The organism is Sphingobacterium sp. UBA5639, from assembly GCF_002421245.1.
GTDB lineage: Bacteria > Bacteroidota > Bacteroidia > Sphingobacteriales > Sphingobacteriaceae > Sphingobacterium > Sphingobacterium multivorum.
Genome location: NZ_DIJR01000024.1, coordinates 33,897 through 52,682, shown reverse-complemented (window position 1 = coordinate 52,682; position 18,786 = coordinate 33,897). Strand labels below are relative to the sequence as shown.

General features: G+C 39.8%; 16 protein-coding genes. 7 read left to right on the top strand and 9 right to left on the bottom strand.

Going from position 1 to position 18,786, the window contains the following annotated elements:
• Positions 1 to 4 precede the first annotated feature (4 nt).
• The 4 genes from B4Z90_RS14020 to B4Z90_RS14005 all read right to left on the bottom strand — a co-directional run bounded on the left by B4Z90_RS14020 (position 5) and on the right by B4Z90_RS14005 (position 4,294).
• The gene (locus B4Z90_RS14020) at positions 5 to 532 is read right to left on the bottom strand and encodes an adenine phosphoribosyltransferase (RefSeq protein ID WP_046676245.1); all 528 of its coding nucleotides are present in this window, start codon (positions 530 to 532) and stop codon (positions 5 to 7) included.
• Positions 519 to 1,481, bottom strand: a complete 963-nt coding sequence (locus tag B4Z90_RS14015) for a helix-hairpin-helix domain-containing protein (RefSeq protein ID WP_070560859.1) — start codon at positions 1,479 to 1,481, stop codon at positions 519 to 521. The genes B4Z90_RS14020 and B4Z90_RS14015 overlap by 14 nt, the downstream gene beginning before the upstream one ends.
• A 106-nt stretch (positions 1,482 to 1,587) precedes the next feature.
• Positions 1,588 to 2,892, bottom strand: coding sequence for an efflux RND transporter periplasmic adaptor subunit (locus B4Z90_RS14010; protein WP_070560902.1), 1,305 nt, complete (start codon positions 2,890 to 2,892; stop codon positions 1,588 to 1,590).
• A gap of 22 nt (positions 2,893 to 2,914) precedes the next feature.
• Positions 2,915 to 4,294, bottom strand: coding sequence for a TolC family protein (locus tag B4Z90_RS14005; RefSeq protein ID WP_159332923.1), 1,380 nt, complete (start codon positions 4,292 to 4,294; stop codon positions 2,915 to 2,917).
• A 114-nt stretch (positions 4,295 to 4,408) separates the two neighbouring features.
• Between B4Z90_RS14005 and B4Z90_RS14000 the strand changes: the two genes are divergently transcribed.
• Positions 4,409 to 4,960 carry a polysaccharide deacetylase family protein gene (locus tag B4Z90_RS14000; protein WP_376746068.1) on the top strand — a complete coding sequence of 184 codons (552 nt, stop codon included), beginning with the start codon at positions 4,409 to 4,411 and terminating at the stop codon, positions 4,958 to 4,960.
• Here the strand turns inward: B4Z90_RS14000 and B4Z90_RS13995 are convergent.
• From B4Z90_RS13995 to B4Z90_RS13980, 4 genes are all read right to left on the bottom strand, one after another.
• On the bottom strand, positions 4,957 to 5,754 hold the full coding sequence (locus B4Z90_RS13995; RefSeq protein WP_112374687.1) for a DUF4249 family protein: 798 nt from the start codon (positions 5,752 to 5,754) through the stop codon (positions 4,957 to 4,959). The genes B4Z90_RS14000 and B4Z90_RS13995 overlap by 4 nt on opposite strands.
• A gap of 6 nt (positions 5,755 to 5,760) precedes the next feature.
• On the bottom strand, positions 5,761 to 8,085 hold the full coding sequence (locus B4Z90_RS13990; RefSeq protein ID WP_070560867.1) for a TonB-dependent receptor: 2,325 nt from the start codon (positions 8,083 to 8,085) through the stop codon (positions 5,761 to 5,763).
• Positions 8,086 to 8,221: 136 nt separating this feature from the next.
• Positions 8,222 to 9,148, bottom strand: coding sequence for an alpha/beta hydrolase (locus tag B4Z90_RS13985; protein ID WP_312194605.1), 927 nt, complete (start codon positions 9,146 to 9,148; stop codon positions 8,222 to 8,224).
• On the bottom strand, positions 9,135 to 10,034 hold the full coding sequence (locus B4Z90_RS13980) for a hypothetical protein (protein WP_115048521.1): 900 nt from the start codon (positions 10,032 to 10,034) through the stop codon (positions 9,135 to 9,137). Before B4Z90_RS13980 ends, B4Z90_RS13985 begins: the two co-directional genes overlap by 14 nt.
• Before the next feature lie 39 nt (positions 10,035 to 10,073).
• Between B4Z90_RS13980 and B4Z90_RS13975 the strand changes: the two genes are divergently transcribed.
• Together B4Z90_RS13975 and B4Z90_RS13970 are read left to right on the top strand one after the other, a co-directional pair.
• Positions 10,074 to 10,967, top strand: a complete 894-nt coding sequence (locus B4Z90_RS13975) for a DUF4377 domain-containing protein (RefSeq protein ID WP_070560871.1) — start codon at positions 10,074 to 10,076, stop codon at positions 10,965 to 10,967.
• 254 nt (positions 10,968 to 11,221) lie between these two features.
• On the top strand, positions 11,222 to 12,175 hold the full coding sequence (locus B4Z90_RS13970) for a glycoside hydrolase family 43 protein (protein WP_139144861.1): 954 nt from the start codon (positions 11,222 to 11,224) through the stop codon (positions 12,173 to 12,175).
• Positions 12,176 to 12,257: 82 nt separating this feature from the next.
• Here the strand turns inward: B4Z90_RS13970 and B4Z90_RS13965 are convergent, their stop codons facing one another.
• A complete protein-coding gene (locus B4Z90_RS13965; protein ID WP_046676239.1) occupies positions 12,258 to 14,477 on the bottom strand; it encodes an NADP-dependent isocitrate dehydrogenase in 2,220 nt (739 codons plus the stop codon).
• 273 nt (positions 14,478 to 14,750) lie between these two features.
• Between B4Z90_RS13965 and B4Z90_RS13960 the strand changes: the two genes are divergently transcribed.
• The 4 genes from B4Z90_RS13960 to B4Z90_RS13945 all read left to right on the top strand — a co-directional run bounded on the left by B4Z90_RS13960 (position 14,751) and on the right by B4Z90_RS13945 (position 18,782).
• A complete protein-coding gene (locus B4Z90_RS13960; RefSeq protein ID WP_286802560.1) occupies positions 14,751 to 15,590 on the top strand; it encodes an aldo/keto reductase in 840 nt (279 codons plus the stop codon).
• 175 nt (positions 15,591 to 15,765) lie between these two features.
• Positions 15,766 to 16,614 carry a helix-turn-helix domain-containing protein gene (locus B4Z90_RS13955; protein WP_204991171.1) on the top strand — a complete coding sequence of 283 codons (849 nt, stop codon included), beginning with the start codon at positions 15,766 to 15,768 and terminating at the stop codon, positions 16,612 to 16,614.
• An 84-nt stretch (positions 16,615 to 16,698) separates the two neighbouring features.
• Positions 16,699 to 18,039: a TolC family protein gene (locus B4Z90_RS13950; RefSeq protein ID WP_286802559.1), complete on the top strand. Its 1,341-nt coding sequence runs from the start codon at positions 16,699 to 16,701 to the stop codon at positions 18,037 to 18,039.
• Positions 18,040 to 18,146: 107 nt separating this feature from the next.
• Positions 18,147 to 18,782 carry an HdeD family acid-resistance protein gene (locus B4Z90_RS13945; protein ID WP_286802557.1) on the top strand — a complete coding sequence of 212 codons (636 nt, stop codon included), beginning with the start codon at positions 18,147 to 18,149 and terminating at the stop codon, positions 18,780 to 18,782.
• The last annotated feature ends 4 nt before the right edge of the window (positions 18,783 to 18,786 follow it).

The following is an 18,786-nucleotide window of genomic DNA, read 5'->3' as shown; positions in this document are numbered from 1 at the left end:
AAAATTAATAACTTACCAATGAAAAGATATTATCACTGAACCTAGATAACCGTCCTTTCGCTTTAAGGAAATCCAAAGAGATAATAAAACTGTAGGCGACAATCTCCCCACCAAGTCGTTCAATAAGTTTACTGGCGGCAACGACGGTACCCCCTGTCGCTAAAAGGTCGTCGTGAACCAATATACGGCTTCCTTTTTCAAAAGCATCTTCATGGATTTCAATGGTTGCCTGGCCGTATTCCAGTGCATAGGATTCAGATACGGTTTTAAAAGGCAATTTACCTTGTTTTCGGATTGGAATAAAAGGCAAGCCCAGCCTATTGGCAAGTAAAAATCCAAATAGAAAACCCCGACTCTCAATTCCAGCAATAGCATCTATCTCTATGCCTTGCAATTGATCAATAATCGCATCAACCATTTCGCTACACAATGCCGCATCTTTCAACAAAGGGGTAATATCTTTAAAGACAATACCAGGTTTAGGAAAATCCACAATATCCCGGATTTCCAGTTTCAATTTATCTTGAATCATTCTCAAATATTAAATAAGGCGCAATCTTCGCAATCGCAAGATCTGAAAGTGTTCCTATTTTTGTCAAGTCCTCAATATTGACATAACTTCCATGCTGATCCCTATAATTGACGATTAGTTTCGCATCTTTAGGGCTAAGATACGGATGTTTGGCCAATGAATTTGCATCAAGCTTATTAATATTGATTTTTTTGATTCCATCTAAATTGGCTACAACAATATAGTCTTTAATCTGGTCATAGGTCTCCGCTGTAACTCCATAAACCTCCTTTAATTGTTCTATGCGGTAGAACCCACCAAGAACCTCTTTATATTTCAAAATGCGTTTGGATAGAACCGAACCTATCCCTTTAAGACTGATTAATGCTGTGGTATCACAGGTATTAATATCGATAAGCTCGGCTTTATTTCTTTCAAACTTATCGTAAAGCAAAGGCGCTTTATTTTGTTGTTTTGTTCGCGCTGAATCAGGCATTGTTTTGATTTGAATGTAGGGCTCTAATCTGTTGTAAAGTCGGCCATTGATCGAGTAAATTTTCTTCAGATCAGTTTTTACCCTAAACCTTCCACCTTTTTTTTCATAGTTTTTCAGGACCGCAATCTGTTTATCAGAAAGCCCCAACTTATGCCAATCAGCGTGTGGTAAATTGTTTGGATCAAAATAGAATAGTTTGGTCTCTTCCAAAACCGAATGTTCAGATATTGCCCCCGCACTTTTGTCTTTAGTCGAATAGGTTGCCTCGACCTCCTGTTTGTTTACCGGACCAGAGACCTCAAGAGAGTCATGAAAGGATTGTTCAAATAATTTGGCCTGATTGGGAATTGGATCGCGCGTATTGCTTTTAATCAAAGCATAGATCGTCACAAACAACACAATGATTACCAAAATAATGAAAAACCCATTTTGTTCTGTTTTATTAAATTTAAAATAAGCCAATAGCCTCTTCATAAGCCGCTAAAAATTGGGATATCTAAATTTAATAAATTATAAGGAAAATAAAAAGGGAATTATTAAAAACAATTCCCTTTTTATTAATTATTATCTACAAAGAGATTTATAACTTTGACTTGTCCACTTTTTCAACTTGGCTACCATCCTTTAAAGTTTTTGAAATAGCATCAAATGGCCGAGAGACCACTTCATCCCCTTTTTTCAGCCCTGAGGTAACGATGATATTTTTATCATCCTGAATACCGGTCTTTACCAACACCTGCTTAACAGTTTTATCTTTTAGGACAAATACATACTCCTCCACTTTCTTATTTGTATTGGTAGAATCTTTATCATCAGAACGCACAGTTACCGATTGAATCGGAACAACCAGCCCTTTATCATGTTTTGTAAATATCTGAACGGTTGCTGAAAGCCCCGGCTTAAATGGCGATGCAACGTTCTCTTTCATCAAGTCCTGATACGATTCTGCACTGATGCGCACTTTTACATTAAAATTTGTTACCTGATCTGTCGATGATGTCGTCGTCGTTGTTGTTGCTATATTTTTAGACGAGCTAGCAATTTCCGTCACAACACCTTTAAACTTCCTATCCTTAAAAGCATCGACTTCGATCTCAGCTTGATTCCCTACCCTTACATTATTAATATCATTTTCATTTACATCGACATTAACCTCCATCGAGCTCATATTGGCTATACGCATAATTTCTGTACCTGCCATCTGCGCCGTTCCAACAACACGCTCTCCCTTTTCGATAGACAAGAGCGAGATGATACCGTCTGAGGGCGCATAGATTGTCGTCCGATTCAAATTATCCTGTGCTTCTTTTACTGACGCTTGTGATTGGTCAATGCCATATTTTGTCGAACGTACCGTTTCCCTTTGTGCTTGGATAGAAGCCTGTGCAGCAAAATATTCGGCAGAACTTTTATCCATTTCTGAAGCAGAAATAACACGTTTTTCGAAAAGCTCCTGATTCCGTTTATAGGTAGCGGCAACATTTTTGAAGTTTTCTTCTTGTTGTTTTAATTGCTGTTGTGCAGCTGCGAGATTGGCCCGCTGTGAATTCATTGCCGCAACCGAACGATCATAACCAGACTGCAAAATATCAGGTTTGATGCGACAGAGCACCTGTCCTTTTTTAACAAAATCACCTTCTTTAATGTTAAGCTCAACAACCTCTCCAGATACCTCCGAACTCAACTTAACCTCCACCTCAGGCTGAATCTTCCCACTCGCAGAAACTAATTCATCGACATCGGCCTCCTTTACGACATCCACAGCGACTTTAGTAATCTCTCCCTTTCCAAACCAGCCAGCTTTAAAACCTATGAAGCCAAGGACCACCAAGAGCACTACGATGATCAGTATAATTTTTCCAATGCTACGTTTTTTCTTTGCCATTTCTTTTGTTAGTTCAAATAGATTAATTGTTATCAAATTGAATTGGATTTCCAAGGTAATAATCGATGATCTTCGATCTGAATATTACGTTATATTTTGCTTGAATAAGGTCAAATTCGGCCTTATTTCGTTCTGTTTGAGCTGTAAACAATTCCAGTGAATTCGCCATACCAATATCATAACGCTCCTTTGTTGCCTTGAATGCTGTTTCAGCACTTTCAAATGCTACAGTAGCCGAGCTATAGCGTTGTTTGGCCGCATTCACATCCAATACAGCCTGATTAACGGCCTTGTTTAAGTTATTTTTTGCCAACTGCTCGGATGCCTCCGCCTGTTTCAAACCAATCTTTGCCTTGGCCACATTCACTTTATTCTGATTTCTCGAAAAAATAGGAATAGCAAGAGATAAACCTGTGAAAAATGACTTATTATCCGATACTTGCTGGCCAAAGGGCACTCTAAAAAGAGTTGCAGGATCTAAGGGATCGGTTTGTCTTGTCGTTGCAGAGGAGTAATTCGTTCCATAACTCACATTCAGATTGAGTGTAGGATAATAGCCTCCCTTCGCGATATCGATTTGTTTCAATGCCACCTCTTTATCCAATGCAGATTTGTGAATATCGGGCTGTAAGGTGAGCGCTTTTTGGTAAACATCCACGGCATTCTTATCCACTGCATGAACCAATATGGCTTCCAGACTCGGGCGTTCCAAAGAAATAACGGTTTCAGGAGGCATTTCCATCAACTGCTTCAAGGTCAACAAAGACATTTCGTATGAATTTTTTAGATTAACTTTGTTCAGTTCATTTGTGGCAACCTGATTTTTTGACTTAGCAAGATCGGCAATTGTTTTATTACCAACTGCAAATTGGATGGAGTCCAAAGAAAATTGTTGCTTTGATAAAGCAATCTGATCTTCACTGGCAACCATCATCTCATGATTGGTTATTGCTTCCAAATAATTCACCAACACATTGAGCACGAGATCATTCTTGATCTTATCTACCTGAGTCGCTGTAGACTCCAGTTGCAATTTATTCGCTTTGATCTGATTGACCTGCTGAAAACCCTGAAATAAGTTGACACTAGATCCCACGGAGCCACTGGTTCCTTTTGTCCAAGTGTTATTAACGATTCGTCCAGAAGTTAAATCGAAACCAAAACCATAACGGAAACTTTGATCCACAGTAGCACTCAGGTTTGGCAACAAATTACTTTTTGCCTGAAACAGGTCCTGCTCAGCAAGATCTTTGTTCAGGGCCGCTTGCTTTATCTGTACGTTCCGTTCCAATGTCATACGAATGGCCTCGGCCACCCCCACAACCTGTTGGGCTTGAACTAAAACATTAGTTCCAAGAAATAACCCAGTAAATACTACTGCAGAATAATAAAATCTTTTCATGTCCATATGTAGAACCATACATTTTTTTTTAGATTTGAACTTCATTTATCGGTTATGTATTTTGTCAAATCTCCATTTTTCCTTAGATGGCTATATCCCAAATCAATATGGAACATGCCACGTCATGAAAAAAAAGTCTATCTTACTTTTGACGATGGTCCAATTCCTGAAATTACACCTTTTATACTCGATATCCTAAAAAAATATCAGGTGAAGGCAACATTTTTTTGTGTTGGTGAAAATATTAAAAAAAATCCACATTTGTTTCAACGAATTTTAGCGGAAGGACATCAGGTGGGCAACCATACTTACAATCACCTCAAAGGCTGGGAGACAAATGATGAGCAGTATTTGGCAAATGTTGCAAAATGCCAGGAACTGACCCAAACCGATCTTTTTCGCCCGCCTTATGCCCGAGCAACAAAATCCCAACTCCGTCAACTCTATAAAAAATACCGTGTGATCATGTGGGATATTATGTCGGGTGATTTTGATCCGAATTTAAGTCCCCAGAAATGCCTCGAAAACGTTTTGCCCAACATTAAAAATGGCTCTGTTATTATTTTTCATGATAATATCAAAGCCATTCCCCGTGTCGAATATGTTCTCCCTAAAACAATAGAATTTCTATTAAAAAATAACTATCAGCTTTCGAGAATAGATTAAGGTTTACTTCTAGCAAACGTCACCTCAGATTCATAATATTTACCTACACTGACACTGAAATACCCCAATGCATTGTTGCTTAAATTTGAAATCGGATTAGATGGCGAAGCCGAACCAGGATTAATCATTTGAAAACTATTCCAGTAATTGTAGGCGCCTACATCGATACATTGACGTAGGATACGCACACGATCACCAACTTTCAAATCTCTATCGCGGTCGACAATATCATGCTGCACCTCTAAGCCATTGTTATACTTATCGTTAAAGACATCAATAAAACGTAGTTTACCTCCATTCACCGACATCTTATACTTATAATAATTCCCTTTTTCCGGGGGGTCAACAAATACGAGAGTTGGATAATAAATGGTATCAGTAAAAATAATGCGCTGTGAAAGCCCTATAGAATCCACATCCACATAGCTGGGAACCTTTGATACCCCTTGGATCTCCCTTCCATCAGCGGTCTTTACCTGCAACTGGTAAGTGACCTTCTCCTGTAACCGTAATGTCTTATTGGTATACAGCCCGTCAGCCCCCGCTTGAAACGTATAAGTGCGATTATTTTGCATATTCTTAACGATCACTTCTGCATCTGTTATCGGAGAAAACAGCGAGTCTTTAATACTTACAACCTGCTGTATACTAATCTCATGCTGTTGATCCGAAACCATCAAATCTGCGGTGATAACCAATTGACCTGTATTTTCGGGCAGTTCCAAATCTATTTTGTCTTCGCAGCTCCCTAAAGTAAATAATGCAACAGCTATAACTCCTAATATCTTCTTCATACTTTGCTAAAATTTAAAATTCCACGTAATCGATGGTATCGCTCCAAATAATGCTATCCGATAAATCTCGGTGACATTGGATTGTCCTTCTTTTTCTCTAAAGTCGATCAAATAGGCATTTTTTCGGTTATAGGCATTGTAGAGACCAAACGACAAGCTCGAGTAGCTATTCTTTGTTCGCTTAATATCATAAGTTGCTGCCAAATCCAGGCGGTGATAAGCTGGCATCCGCTGCCCATTTCTTTTATCGTAATAGAAGATCGTACGATCGTCAACAAAATATTTCCCCGCGGGCATCGTTACGGCGTCACCTGTATAGTAGACAAAATTGGCGCTCAAATTCCACTTCGGATTTAACTGATACTGCGCCACAATGGCTATATTATGGGTTTTATCCTGCCGCGCACTAAACCACGCACCATCATTGATCTGTTCAAATTGGCGCTCACTTTTGGATAAAGTATAACTCAGCCAGCCGCTAAATCGCCCCAGTCTCTTTTTCAGAAACCATTCAATGCCGTACGCTCTACCTTTTCCAAACAGCAATTCCCCTTCCAGCAATTCATTTGCCTGTAGATCGGCGCCATTCCTATAGTCAATCTGGTTCTTTAAATCTCGATAATAACCTTCAACAGAGAATTCATATCTGTTGGATGCAAAATTCCGAAAGTAACCCAGCGAATACTGATTGGATAACTGCGGCTTAATTGTATTATTGCTCAGTACATATTGATCGGTAGGAAGGCTGCTGGTCGTATTACTCAGTTGATGCAAATACTGAACATTGGTATTAAACGAAGCCTTTACCGTTGTCAAATCATTGATCGCGTAGTTTAAGGAAATGCGAGGCTCCAGATAGACGTACTTTTTACCCAACTTGCCATTTCCTACATAGGTAGAATCCACGGCCTCGCCAGCAGGATCGAAAGTATAAAATGTTCCCGGTCCCAATGCTGCGTAAGCGGATGCTCTCAGTCCAAAGTTTAATTTTAAACGGTCGGTAACTGACCAGTCATCGGTTAGATATGCAGCAACATCAACACCCTTACGATGTTGAATTTGCAATGAATTCACCTTCGAATCTTCCCCCGCTTCGATACTTGCCGGTCGGATTTCCTGCAGGGCTGCCTGCAATCCAAATTTTAGATTGTGACGGTCCGAAAGATTGTACTGAAAATCTTGCTTAAAATTGTAATTAAAGATATCTGAGCGGATCTTAAAGTTATTATCATCCTCAATCTTAACCTGATAATTGAATTTACTAAAAATTAACGTTGTATTGCTAAACAACCTATTGCTCCAGACATGGTTCCAACGCATGGTTCCAGTCGCATTTCCCCAATTGAAATCAAACAAATCATGATAAGCCATTGCATCCTTACCGAAATATCCAGACAAGTAAAGTGTATTCTTATCATTGATGCGATAATTAAACTTTGCATTGAGGTCATAAAAAAAGAGCGCACTCTTCTTAATATTCTCATCACTTGAAAGTTTTAAGAAAAGATCCGCATAAGTACGTCTGCCGGAGATCATAAATGAGCTCTTGCCTTTTTGAATAGGTCCTTCCAATTTAAGACGCGAGGCGATAAGTCCCAAGCCACCTTCTACGTTGAAGTGCTGATTGTTTCCATCCAAGGTGGTTATTTCCATAACCGACGAAATTTTACCCCCATATTGAGCCGGAACCCCACCCTTGTAGAAATTAACGTCTTTGATCGCATCGGAATTAAAGGTCGAGAAAAAACCGAACAGATGGGAACTGTTATAGACAGGAGCCTCATCCAGCAAAATCAGGTTTTGGTCGCCACCACCACCACGCACATAAAAATTGCTGCTTCCTTCCCCACCACTGGTTACTCCTGGAAATAGCTGTATGGTCTTGAGAATATCTTTTTCTCCAAATAGTACAGGGACTTTTTCGATTTCTTTAGGGCTAAACTGCGTAAGCCCAGGCGTTAGATCCTTTATTGATTTGCGCCTATTTCCGGTCACGGTAACCTCGGCGAGCTGATTTTCCTCAGGTACCAACTGAATAATATAAGTGGAGTCCTTATCCAGATAAACAGAGAATCCTTTTGTTCGATAGCCTACCGACGATACTTCTATCCCTTTGCTGCCATCACGGACAGACAAGCTAAAAAAACCATATTTATTTGACGCAGTGGATTTTTCCTCCGCATCGTTTCGTATCACGGCACCAATAATATTCTCACCGCTGATACTGTCCCTAACAAACCCCGAAATAGATTTAGACTGTTGACTATACGCTTGCTGCGCGCAGAACAAAATGGAAGAAAGACAAAAAACAACCTTTATAGGTTTAAACATAATCAAGTGAAGTCAAAATTTTGCTGAAAATAATAAAAAAGCCTTACAATTTGTAAGGCTTAATAATAAGTTTATAATTTGTTAGTTAAGGTCTCTGTTTAACAAAAATAGCATTTTATTCATTTATGCCAAATATTTATCCATTTTTCTTTTCACTTTTCTTCGCTTGATCAAAATATCCCTTAAAAAAAGCCATTTGATAAACAATTGACCGAGACCAGTACTCCCAATTGTGTCCACCTTCACTTGTAACAAAGGTATGATTTATATTATGGTACATCAATTTATCATGCAGCGCAACATTCACCGTGTAGAAAAAATCTTCCTTACCGCAATCGATGATTAAGCGAAGTTTATTATTGATTAATTTGGGAACCATATTCATAACAACACGATTATCCCATTCTTGCGATACATCAGCATAATTCCCTATGCGATCTTTAATTTCCCAATTTAGGGGGAAAGGTCTAAAATCTACCCCACCGGCCGTACTTCCTGCAGCGCCATAGCTATCCTGATGTTTTATGGCCAGCGAGAGCGCGCCATGCCCGCCCATACTTAAACCCGTAATAGCCCTTCCGCTCCGATCTTTGATCGTTGAATAATGCTGATCTACATAATCGATCAGCTCTTTGGACACAAAGGTTTCATATTGGTAGTTTTTATCGTTCGCGATGTCCCAATACCAGCTTCCAAAACCGCCATCGGGACAAACCACCATATAACCATACTGATCTGCCAATGCGCTTACACTTGAATTTTTAACCCAATTGCTATAATTACCGGAATAACCATGCAATAGGTAAAGGACGGGATAATTGATTTTGCTCGAGTAATTTTGCGGAAGAATTACGACTGTCTTAATTGCTTTACCCATGGACGGGCTCTGAATGGAAAGAGTATCCACTTTTGCAGCGTAGGAGTTCGTGAGTGTGCATAAAAATAAAGTGAATGCAATTAACAGCTGTCTAATACCGGCCAGACAAAATAGGCCGCTTTTGATAGGATCGGTTTGATGAAAATTATGCATCGAATAACTGAAAATAGGTCTAGTGTTTATCATAAATGTATTGATTTCTTTCAAAGAAATAAAGATAGGATTTTAAACCAAATGGACGCTCGCTAATTGTATAAAATCCAGTTCCATTGCTATCGAAAGCTATTGCTTCCCCCTGCGGCTCTACCTGATAAGGCAGAATAGCTGGCTTTCGTTGCAATACCTGCTTCCAGGATTCACTTCGGTTTCTCTGCCAATAGAAAATATGGGTAATATTCTTTACAAGCAGTTGTGTACCTGTCTGATCTATAGCAGAAGCCGTAGCAAAAGTAAATGGCAGCTCTGCTATCCTATTTAAGGTGAAATATTGCTGTTTAACATTTGTAAATACTTCGGCGCCATAAACAGTCGATCGAAATTCACGTTTAGATATAACATACAACATGTTGTCAATTGGATCAATCATAATCGATTCGGCATCTAACCGTTGCTGGCCAGGAAATTTAAGAAAGATAGCCCGAATGGACTTCTTCGGAATAAGCCCAGGATCATCGGCCTGAGGCTCAGGAAATACATACAGGCATGTCCAGGTTCTTTTCCCGGCGTTGTTTCCGATGTCCGCGAGGACGAGAAAATAGGTATCTCCAATTTTCACCCGATCGATATCCTCACAGTCGACGACAGAGACTCCTTCAAGTGAAAATTTTTTCAGTAGTTTGGCCTGACGATCAATTAAATAAATAGTTGCACCGTCACCACTATCATTGTGTACCCAAAAATTACCCTCCTGATATGCCGGTGTAATACCCGACACTTCCTTCAATTGTGGATCAGTCAGTTCCCCAAGAGCAATTTGCGTTTTAAAATAATCCTTCCTATTTTGGCTGTACACCTGCAAACTTAACAGCGAAAATGTAAACAGCAGGCACAGATTCAATCGTGCAATATTCATGTTTAAAGATACGTTTTTATTGATATTTACATTCCAATTATGAAGAAGCTTTCCACATACAGTTCATTACTCCTTCTTTTAACACTCTTATTTCCTTGTCACAGCCTACTCGCGCAGAATTCTTCATTTCGTGTAAAAGTAAAATCAGGTCTTCGACAAACACCCCCCTATCTTGTCAAGTACTACAACAGCAAAGATTGGGAGAAATTCAATACCGAGATACGCCAATTTGATTATGATCCCAAATTTGAATATGACATCAAGATCCTCAAACGTCAAAACGGTTCACGTCCAACATACAGCTTAGCCAAAACGATCACAAAATCATTATCGGAAGAGACGGCCGTAGACACATGGGAAGTTGGAGAAAACTACGTAAATGCTCAGAACCTTGGTAAATTGAAGTGTCTGCAGATAAAATCTGATAAAAAAAATAAATGGGAATACCTCGCTGCAACCATTCAAGGTTTCGATTACCAAGAGGGCTACCGTTACCGCATTCGGGTAAAACAAACGAAACAAAAAGATACAGACACCATCAGATACAGCTTAATTGAAGTTGTCTCAAAAGAACGTACAAATGAACTGCCCAGTGTGGCCGCATTTCTGGCTCGTTTTAAATGGAATTTACTTCAGTTAAATGGAAAGGATGTCACCGACAGCAAAGCAAGCATCGGGTTCGATGCCCGAAATGGCACGATTACCGGAACAACGGGATGCAACAATTTTTGGGGAAATTTCACTATTAAAGGGGACAAAATCAGCTTTATACACCTAGCAAGCACCATGCGTGCCTGCAATGGCCAAAATATCGAAAATGACTTTTTCCAAATTTTTGAACAAAAACAAATTCAATTTGACATAGCCGAACAAACCTTAAATTTATACAACGACAGAAAACTAGTCATGATTTTTGGGTTAGAGCGGGAATAAAAAAACACCCAAAGTCTGGGAGACTTTGGGTATCTTAGCCATATTATTAACCTATTTTATGAAAAGTATTTATGCCATTTGGAAATGACATAAACAAATATGTGAAATAAATCGGAAACAATCGAAAGCACAATAATATTTTAACAAAATTTTAACATTTCAAAAAATAATGAGATAAATGAGCATAAAAATGATTCATTTTGACTCATTCCGATCCATATTTATCCTGTATCTTACAGGTTTAAACCGATACAATGATTAAAACATTTTTAACATCAACAGCCTTACTTTTAACCGCGACACTTTTTGCCCAGAAGAACCCTGTCATCAAGGGAAACTATGCCGATCCTGAAGGTATTATCTATGGCAATAAATACTGGATATTCCCGACCTATTCGGCACCTTATGAAGAGCAGATATTCTTCGACGCGTTTTCATCTTCCGACTTGGCCACCTGGACAAAACATAGCCGTATCTTGGAGAACAGCAACGTTAAATGGGCGAAAAAAGCCATGTGGGCACCTGCAGTATTGGAAAATAAGGGTAAGTATTATCTGTTTTTCGGAGCCAATGATGTGCATCAGGGAGAGATCGGAGGCATTGGGGTCGCTGTGGCCGACAAGCCAGAAGGCCCTTATACCGACCTATTGGGCAAACCCTTAATCAACGATATTATCAATGGCGCTCAGCCGATAGATCAGTTTGTTTTCAAAGATAAAGACGGTACTTTCTACATGTATTACGGCGGTTGGAAGCACTGCAATATGGTCAAACTGAAACCTGATTTCACAGGCTTGCTCCCTTTTGATGACGGGACCTTTTACAAGGAAATCACCCCTAAGGATTACGTCGAAGGACCATTTATGTTTATAAAAGATGGAAAATATTATTTCATGTGGTCGGAAGGTGGCTGGACAGGCCCCGACTACAAAGTCGCTTATGCCATCGCCGACTCGCCCTTTGGCCCTTTTGAGCGCATCGGGACAATATTGGAACGGGATCCGGAAGTCGCTGTTGGCGCCGGACATCATTCAGTCATCAAAGTACCCAACAAAGACAAGTATTTTATCGTCTACCACCGTAGACCGCTTGGCAAAGATGGGGCCAATGAGCGCGTCACCTGTATCGAGGAAATGAAATTTGACAAAAATGGACATATCATACCTGTTAAGATGACCTTTACAGGTGTCAAGTATCCATTAAAATAGCAAAAATACTCGTTTTTGCAAACAACAAAAGAAGCCCAGATCAATCGAACTGGGCTTCTATTTTTATGAAAACAATTACCGCTTAAATGCTAGAAATTGCATTATTTAATGTTTCAGATGGACGCATTGCCTTAGCAGCCAATTCATCATTCGGGAAATAGTAACCGCCGATGTTTTGTGCATGCCCCTGTGCAGCGATCAGTTCTTCATTGATTTTCGCTTCATTATCTGTCAACACCGTTGCAACAGTTGCAAATTTCTCTGCCAATTCAGCATCTTTTGTCTGTGCCGCCAAAGCCTGAGTCCAGTATAGTGTCAAATAGAAATGTGATCCGCGATTATCAATCTGACCAACTCGACGTGCCGGAGATTTATCGTTCGCTAAGAATTTTTCTGTTGCTTCATCCAAGGTCTCCGCCAATACAAGCGCTTTTGGATTATTCTGTGTTTGAGACAAGTGTTCCAAAGAAGCACCAAGCGCCAAAAATTCACCCAATGAATCCCAACGCAAGTAACCCTCTTGAAGGAATTGTTCTACGTGTTTCGGAGCCGAACCACCAGCACCTGTTTCAAATAAACCACCACCATTCATCAATGGAACAATAGACAACATTTTAGCTGATGTACCCACTTCTAAGATCGGGAATAAATCCGTCAAATAATCACGCAACACGTTACCAGTTACTGAAATGGTATCCTCGCCCTTACGAATACGTTCCAAAGAGAATTTCGTCGCATCAATCGGAGATAAAATACGAATATCCAAACCAGTTGTATCAAAGTTTGGCAGGTATTTTTCTACTTTTTTGATGATTTCTCTATCATGTGCACGGTTTTCATCTAACCAGAATATAGCTGGAGTTTCAGATAAACGAGCACGATTCACAGCCAATTTCACCCAGTCTTGAATTGGTGCATCTTTCGTTTGACACATACGGAAGATATCACCTGTCTCCACTTTTTGCTCCATGAAAACATTTCCTGCAGCATCAACCACGCGAATAACGCCGTTTCCTGCAGCTTGAAAAGTTTTATCATGAGATCCGTATTCCTCAGCTTTTTGCGCCATCAAACCTACGTTTGGCACAGAACCCATTGTTTTAGGATCTAAGGCACCATGCTCCTTACAGTCTTCAATTGTAGCTTCGTAAACGCCAGCGTAACAACGATCAGGAACCATCGCAATAGTATCTTCTTCTTGACCGTCTTTATTCCACATTTTACCACCAATACGGATCATTGCTGGCATAGAAGCGTCAATAATAACATCAGAAGGCACGTGGAAATTTGTAATGCCTTTATCCGAATTTACCATCGCTAAAGCAGGGCCGTTTGCGATAGCAGCGTCGATAGCAGCTTTCACTTCAGCCTCTTTTGCATGGCCCGCGATTTTAGCATAAACCTCACCTAAGCCGTTATTTTTATTGATACCCAGCTCTTTGAATAAATCGCCATATTGCGCAAAAACATCTGCAAAATAAGTTTCAACAACAGCACCAAAGATAATCGGATCAGAAACTTTCATCATTGTTGCCTTTAAATGTGCAGACAACAATACCCCTGCCGCTTTCGCTTCAGCGATAGCATCTGCTACAAAAGCTTTCAATGCTGTTAAACTCAACGTTGAAGAATCAATAACTTCACCCGCTTTCAATGGCGAAAGTCCTTTTAATTCTGTTACTGCACCTTGCTCATCAACAAACTCAATTTTAAATTGGCCTTCATTTTCTACGGTTACAGACTGCTCTGAGCCATAGAAATCACCTGAAGTCATTGATGCAACCTTTGTTTTAGAATCTTTCGCCCAAGCACCCATTTTATGTGGGTTTGCTTTTGCATAGTTCTTAACCGCTTTAGGCGCACGGCGATCTGAGTTTCCTTCACGCAATACAGGATTTACCGCAGAACCCAATACTTTGGCATATTTCGCTTTAGCTGACTTTTCCTCTTCTGTTGTCGCTTCATCAGGATAGTTTGGAACAGCGTAGCCTGCTTGCTGTAATTCAGCGATAGCACCTTTTAACTGCGGAATCGAGGCGGAGATATTCGGTAATTTAATGATGTTTGCTTCAGGAGTTGTTGCCAACTGACCCAACTCAGCCAATGCATCAGCAATTTTTTGATCTTCTTTTAAAAATTCTGGAAAGCTAGCAAGAATACGGCCTGCTAAAGAGATATCTCTCAATTCAACATCGATATCAGCTGTAGCTGTAATCGCTTGAACGATAGGCAAAAACGAATAAGTCGCTAATAAAGGAGCTTCATCTGTTTTTGTCCAAACAATTTTTGATTTGTTTGACATAGTAATCTATTAGAAATATGTTTAATTTTTAATGCTATGTGAAATCATTGAAAAATCTGAATTTCTCAAAAATTCGCCTAAAGATAAGAATAAATGCCATAATTAACGAGGAATTGCACCCCTTTTGACAATAAAATTGTGAAAATAAATATATTTTGGCAATACAGAATAAGTCGCCCCTCCTCTACCCAAAAGTATTTCCTCTTGACATTTCAGTGACCAGATACTACAGGCGAAATCCTATTTTAGCTCAACATAAAAACACGACTCACAATGAAAACATTCAAATTGAACAATGGAATTGAAATTCCGGCAATTGGATTTGGAACCTGGCAAATTCCTGAGGGCGACGAAGCTTATCAGGCAGTTAAAGAAGCACTTGCCGCTGGGTATACACATATTGATACTGCGGCCATATATGGCAACGAAAAGAGTGTTGGAAAAGCGATAAAAGACAGTGGTATCGATCGTAATTCGCTGTTTATTACAACAAAACTCTGGAATACCGAGCGTGGATACGATAAGACTATTGCTGCATTCGAAAAATCGCTCAGCGATCTACAATTGGATTACCTTGATCTTTACCTGATTCATTGGCCTGCCAACGAAACGCAATTTGCAAACTGGTCTGACATCAACGCCGATACCTGGCGGGCTTTTGAGCAGCTGTACAAAGAGGGGAAAGTTAGAGCGATCGGCCTGAGTAATTTCCCCAAAGACTACCTCGCCAAATTATTGGAGTCAGCGACAATCATCCCTGCAGTGAACCAAATTGAATTTCATCCGGGTTACCTTCAGCAAGATACTGTGGCACTCTGCCAATCCAATGACATCCTTGTTCAGGCTTGGTCACCCCTGGGTTCGGGCAGAATATTACAGGATGAAACACTCGTTGCTTTGGCTAAGGAAAAGAATACTAGTGTTGGACAACTCTGTATCAAATTTGCTTTATCTCAGGGTATCTTGCCGCTGCCAAAATCAACCAATCCCGATAATATTAAAAGAAATTTAGTGATCGACGATTTTGAGCTGACAGCAAGCGATATCAAAACTATCCTCGATTTACCTGAAATGGGGTTTTCCGGATCGGACCCTAAAAAAGTCGCTTTTTAAAGGTGATAATATAGGATTGATGGAGTCGCTCTTGGGCTGCTCCTCCAATCTTATATTGTTGAGCTTCCAGTACCAAAGAAACTGATTGTCCCTTTTTCCTAAACAGGATATAACAATTTTTTGCTATTATAGCGGTAAAGTTGCCTACACTATTCCTTACTTTTTTATTATAAAAATGAATGAAATAGAACTTATAGATCAATCGGAACTTCCTGCGAAGGGAGAAGACTACTACTATCACCCCTTATGGACGACTTGTATACTGCTGTATAGAGGCTCTATCCAGGTCAATAGCAATGGTACGCTTACCGATCTCCAAGCTGGCAGTATCCTCTTTATCGGATACAATAAGTACTACAGCTTTACAACAATTAGTACCGATGCTATATTTAAAATCCTTCATTATGACCGGAATTTTTCCAACCGAATACGCTTGTCGATCAGTCGATATGATGCGTATCGGTTAATCAATGCCAATCGTTCCACACCTTTTACTCCCGCCCCCAACGATTTTGAAGCTATCTGGACATTGTTATGCACTTTGCATAGCAATCGTAAAAAACCGATCGACCCGAAGAAGGATTTTCTCCAAAAAGCCAACATCAATATTTTTATGGCTATTATCTACCTTTTGGCCGATGTGATCTATACTGCTGGTGAAAGCTCCGGAAAGGCACGCAACAAGAGAAAGGAAGAAATTACCGTACATTTTTTACAGCTTATAGCTGATCACTACAAAGCGCAGCGCGATCTCGCATTCTACGCCGACCGCCTCCACATTTCCATCAAATACCTGTCGATCAGCGTCAAGGAGATTACACAAGAATCGCCCTCGGAAATTATCAGTAACTGGCTAGTCACAGAAGCTAGAGCGCAGCTCACCATTTCTACCAAAACAATCAACCAGATCTCACAAGAGTTTAATTTTTCAGATCAATATGCTTTTAGCAAGTTTTTCAAAAAACATGTCGGCATAACACCTAAGCTATTTCGTGAACAACAGGTAAATCTTGTTACCAATTGAACATCATAAAGCAGTAATCAAACATTTCTTGTCACCCCAGGGCATGCTAACTTTGTATCACATATATAAACAAAGTTAAATACCATGAATACAAAGTCAAGAGCCCGAAAAATAGGTTTTTACTTGACGTTATGCTTCTTTACATTATTTTGCAATCAAACATACGGTCAAGACAGCATAAACAGCCGAAAAATATCAATTGAAAAACTGTTCGAACTTGCTATCCATAACCACCCAAATCTTATTGTTTCGGCGTCGGCCGTAAGTATCGCCCAACAAAAAACGGAAGTTGCAAAATTAAGAAGGCTTCCCGAAATCAGTGCTTCAGCATCGGCTTTTTACCTCGGCAACGCTGCGTTGATCGACAAAGACCTTTCGGGGTCGGAAAAAGTCCCCTTACCCCATTTCGGTAACAACTATGCATTGGAAGCGAAAGAACTTATCTGGAAGGGCGGTGTCGTAAAAAATAGCATCAAAGCATCCTCGCTGGGCGAAGAACTGGCTGAATTGGACCATAAAAATGAAGAACAGAACATTAAAATTTTGGTTTTAGGCTATTACCTTGATCTATTTAAACTGAAAAATCAAGAAGCTGTCTACAATCAAAATATTGAGCTTGCGCACAAGAGACTGGACCTGACGGAAAAATTATATAAACAGGGCATGATCACCAAAAATGATGTTATCCGCAACCAATTGCAAATATCCGAGTTGGAGTTAGCCAAAGAGGTGATTCAGAACAATCGGAAAATCCTGAATGAAGAGCTTATAGTCGCATTAGGGCTACCGGAGAGCACAGTAATTGAGCCGGATGACAAACTATTAAACAGCAGTTTTCAGCTGACAGACCTCGCGAGCTTAAAACAAGACGCGTATGTATTCAGCCCGGGCCTTCAGCTCGCGGCCAAGGAAGCCGAACTTTTGCAGACAGAAAAAGCTATTACAAAATCAGAGCGATCCCCTGCCCTCAGCCTATTCGCGGGAAACAGTCTTGTGAAACCTATCACCAATGTGATGCCGGTGATCGACAAGTATATGAATACCTGGAATACCGGTATCTCCCTGAATTATACGATTTCTTCACTCTACACGACAGGAAAAAAGCTTAAACTAAATGATCTACAAATTGAAAAGAACGAAAAATACACAAGTGCTCTGAAACAAAAAACCAGCGTCGCTGTTAATACTGCATACATTAAATACAATGAGGCCTACTCACAACGCAAGACGCTGGAATACAATAAAGCCCTTGCAGATGAGAACTATCGTATTATTGAGAAAAAGTATTTGAACCAATTGGCGTTGATCGTCGATATCATGGATGCTTCAAACTCAAAACTTGAAGCGGAATTGAAATACACAAATGCTGAAATCAATATTGTGTATGCATATTACAAACTTTTAAAAGAGACTGGAAAGATCTAGTACATTTTCCTTTTGCCTAATTTAATCAGTTTTATATATGTAAGGCCTCATTAAGTAATTAATGGGGCTTTTTTATCGACAATACTGCATCATCTTAACTCATTATTATGGCAAATTCATTTTTTAAAACGATCAGATCATCCATCAAGCACTGGTATATTCCGTTGATTATCGGCATTCTATTAATTCTTTTGGGGTTCTATACCATTTACACACCTGTTGCCGCATTTCTCACATTAGCGATTCTTTTTTCATGGTCATTTATTATTTCCGGTATTTTGGAAATTATCTTTGCCGTGCAGAACAAAGATGAAGTGGACGGTTGGGGTTGGTACCTCACCGGAGGAATTCTTTATACCCTATTCGGCATATTACTGATTGCCAACCCGTTGCTTTCAGCCAGCACGTTGGCGTTTATTGTAGGCTTTTATGCGCTCTTTAAATCCTTTCAATTGCTATCCTTTTCTTTTGACCTCAAAAATTACGGCAGTAAATCTTGGGGCTGGAATTTATTATTTGCCATTTTAGGCATTATTTTCAGCTTTATCTTACTTTGGAATCCGCTATTTGCAGGTTTTTCGCTGGTCATATGGACCGGAATGGCCATAAGTACGGTGGGCTTTGCAGCCTGTGTCTTTGCATTTCAGCTGAAAAGTCTCAAAGACATCCCGAGCAAGCTGCCAGACGAGTGGAAAGAGCGTTATCAGAAGCTTAAAGAAGAATTTGATCAACACAGCAAATAGAAAA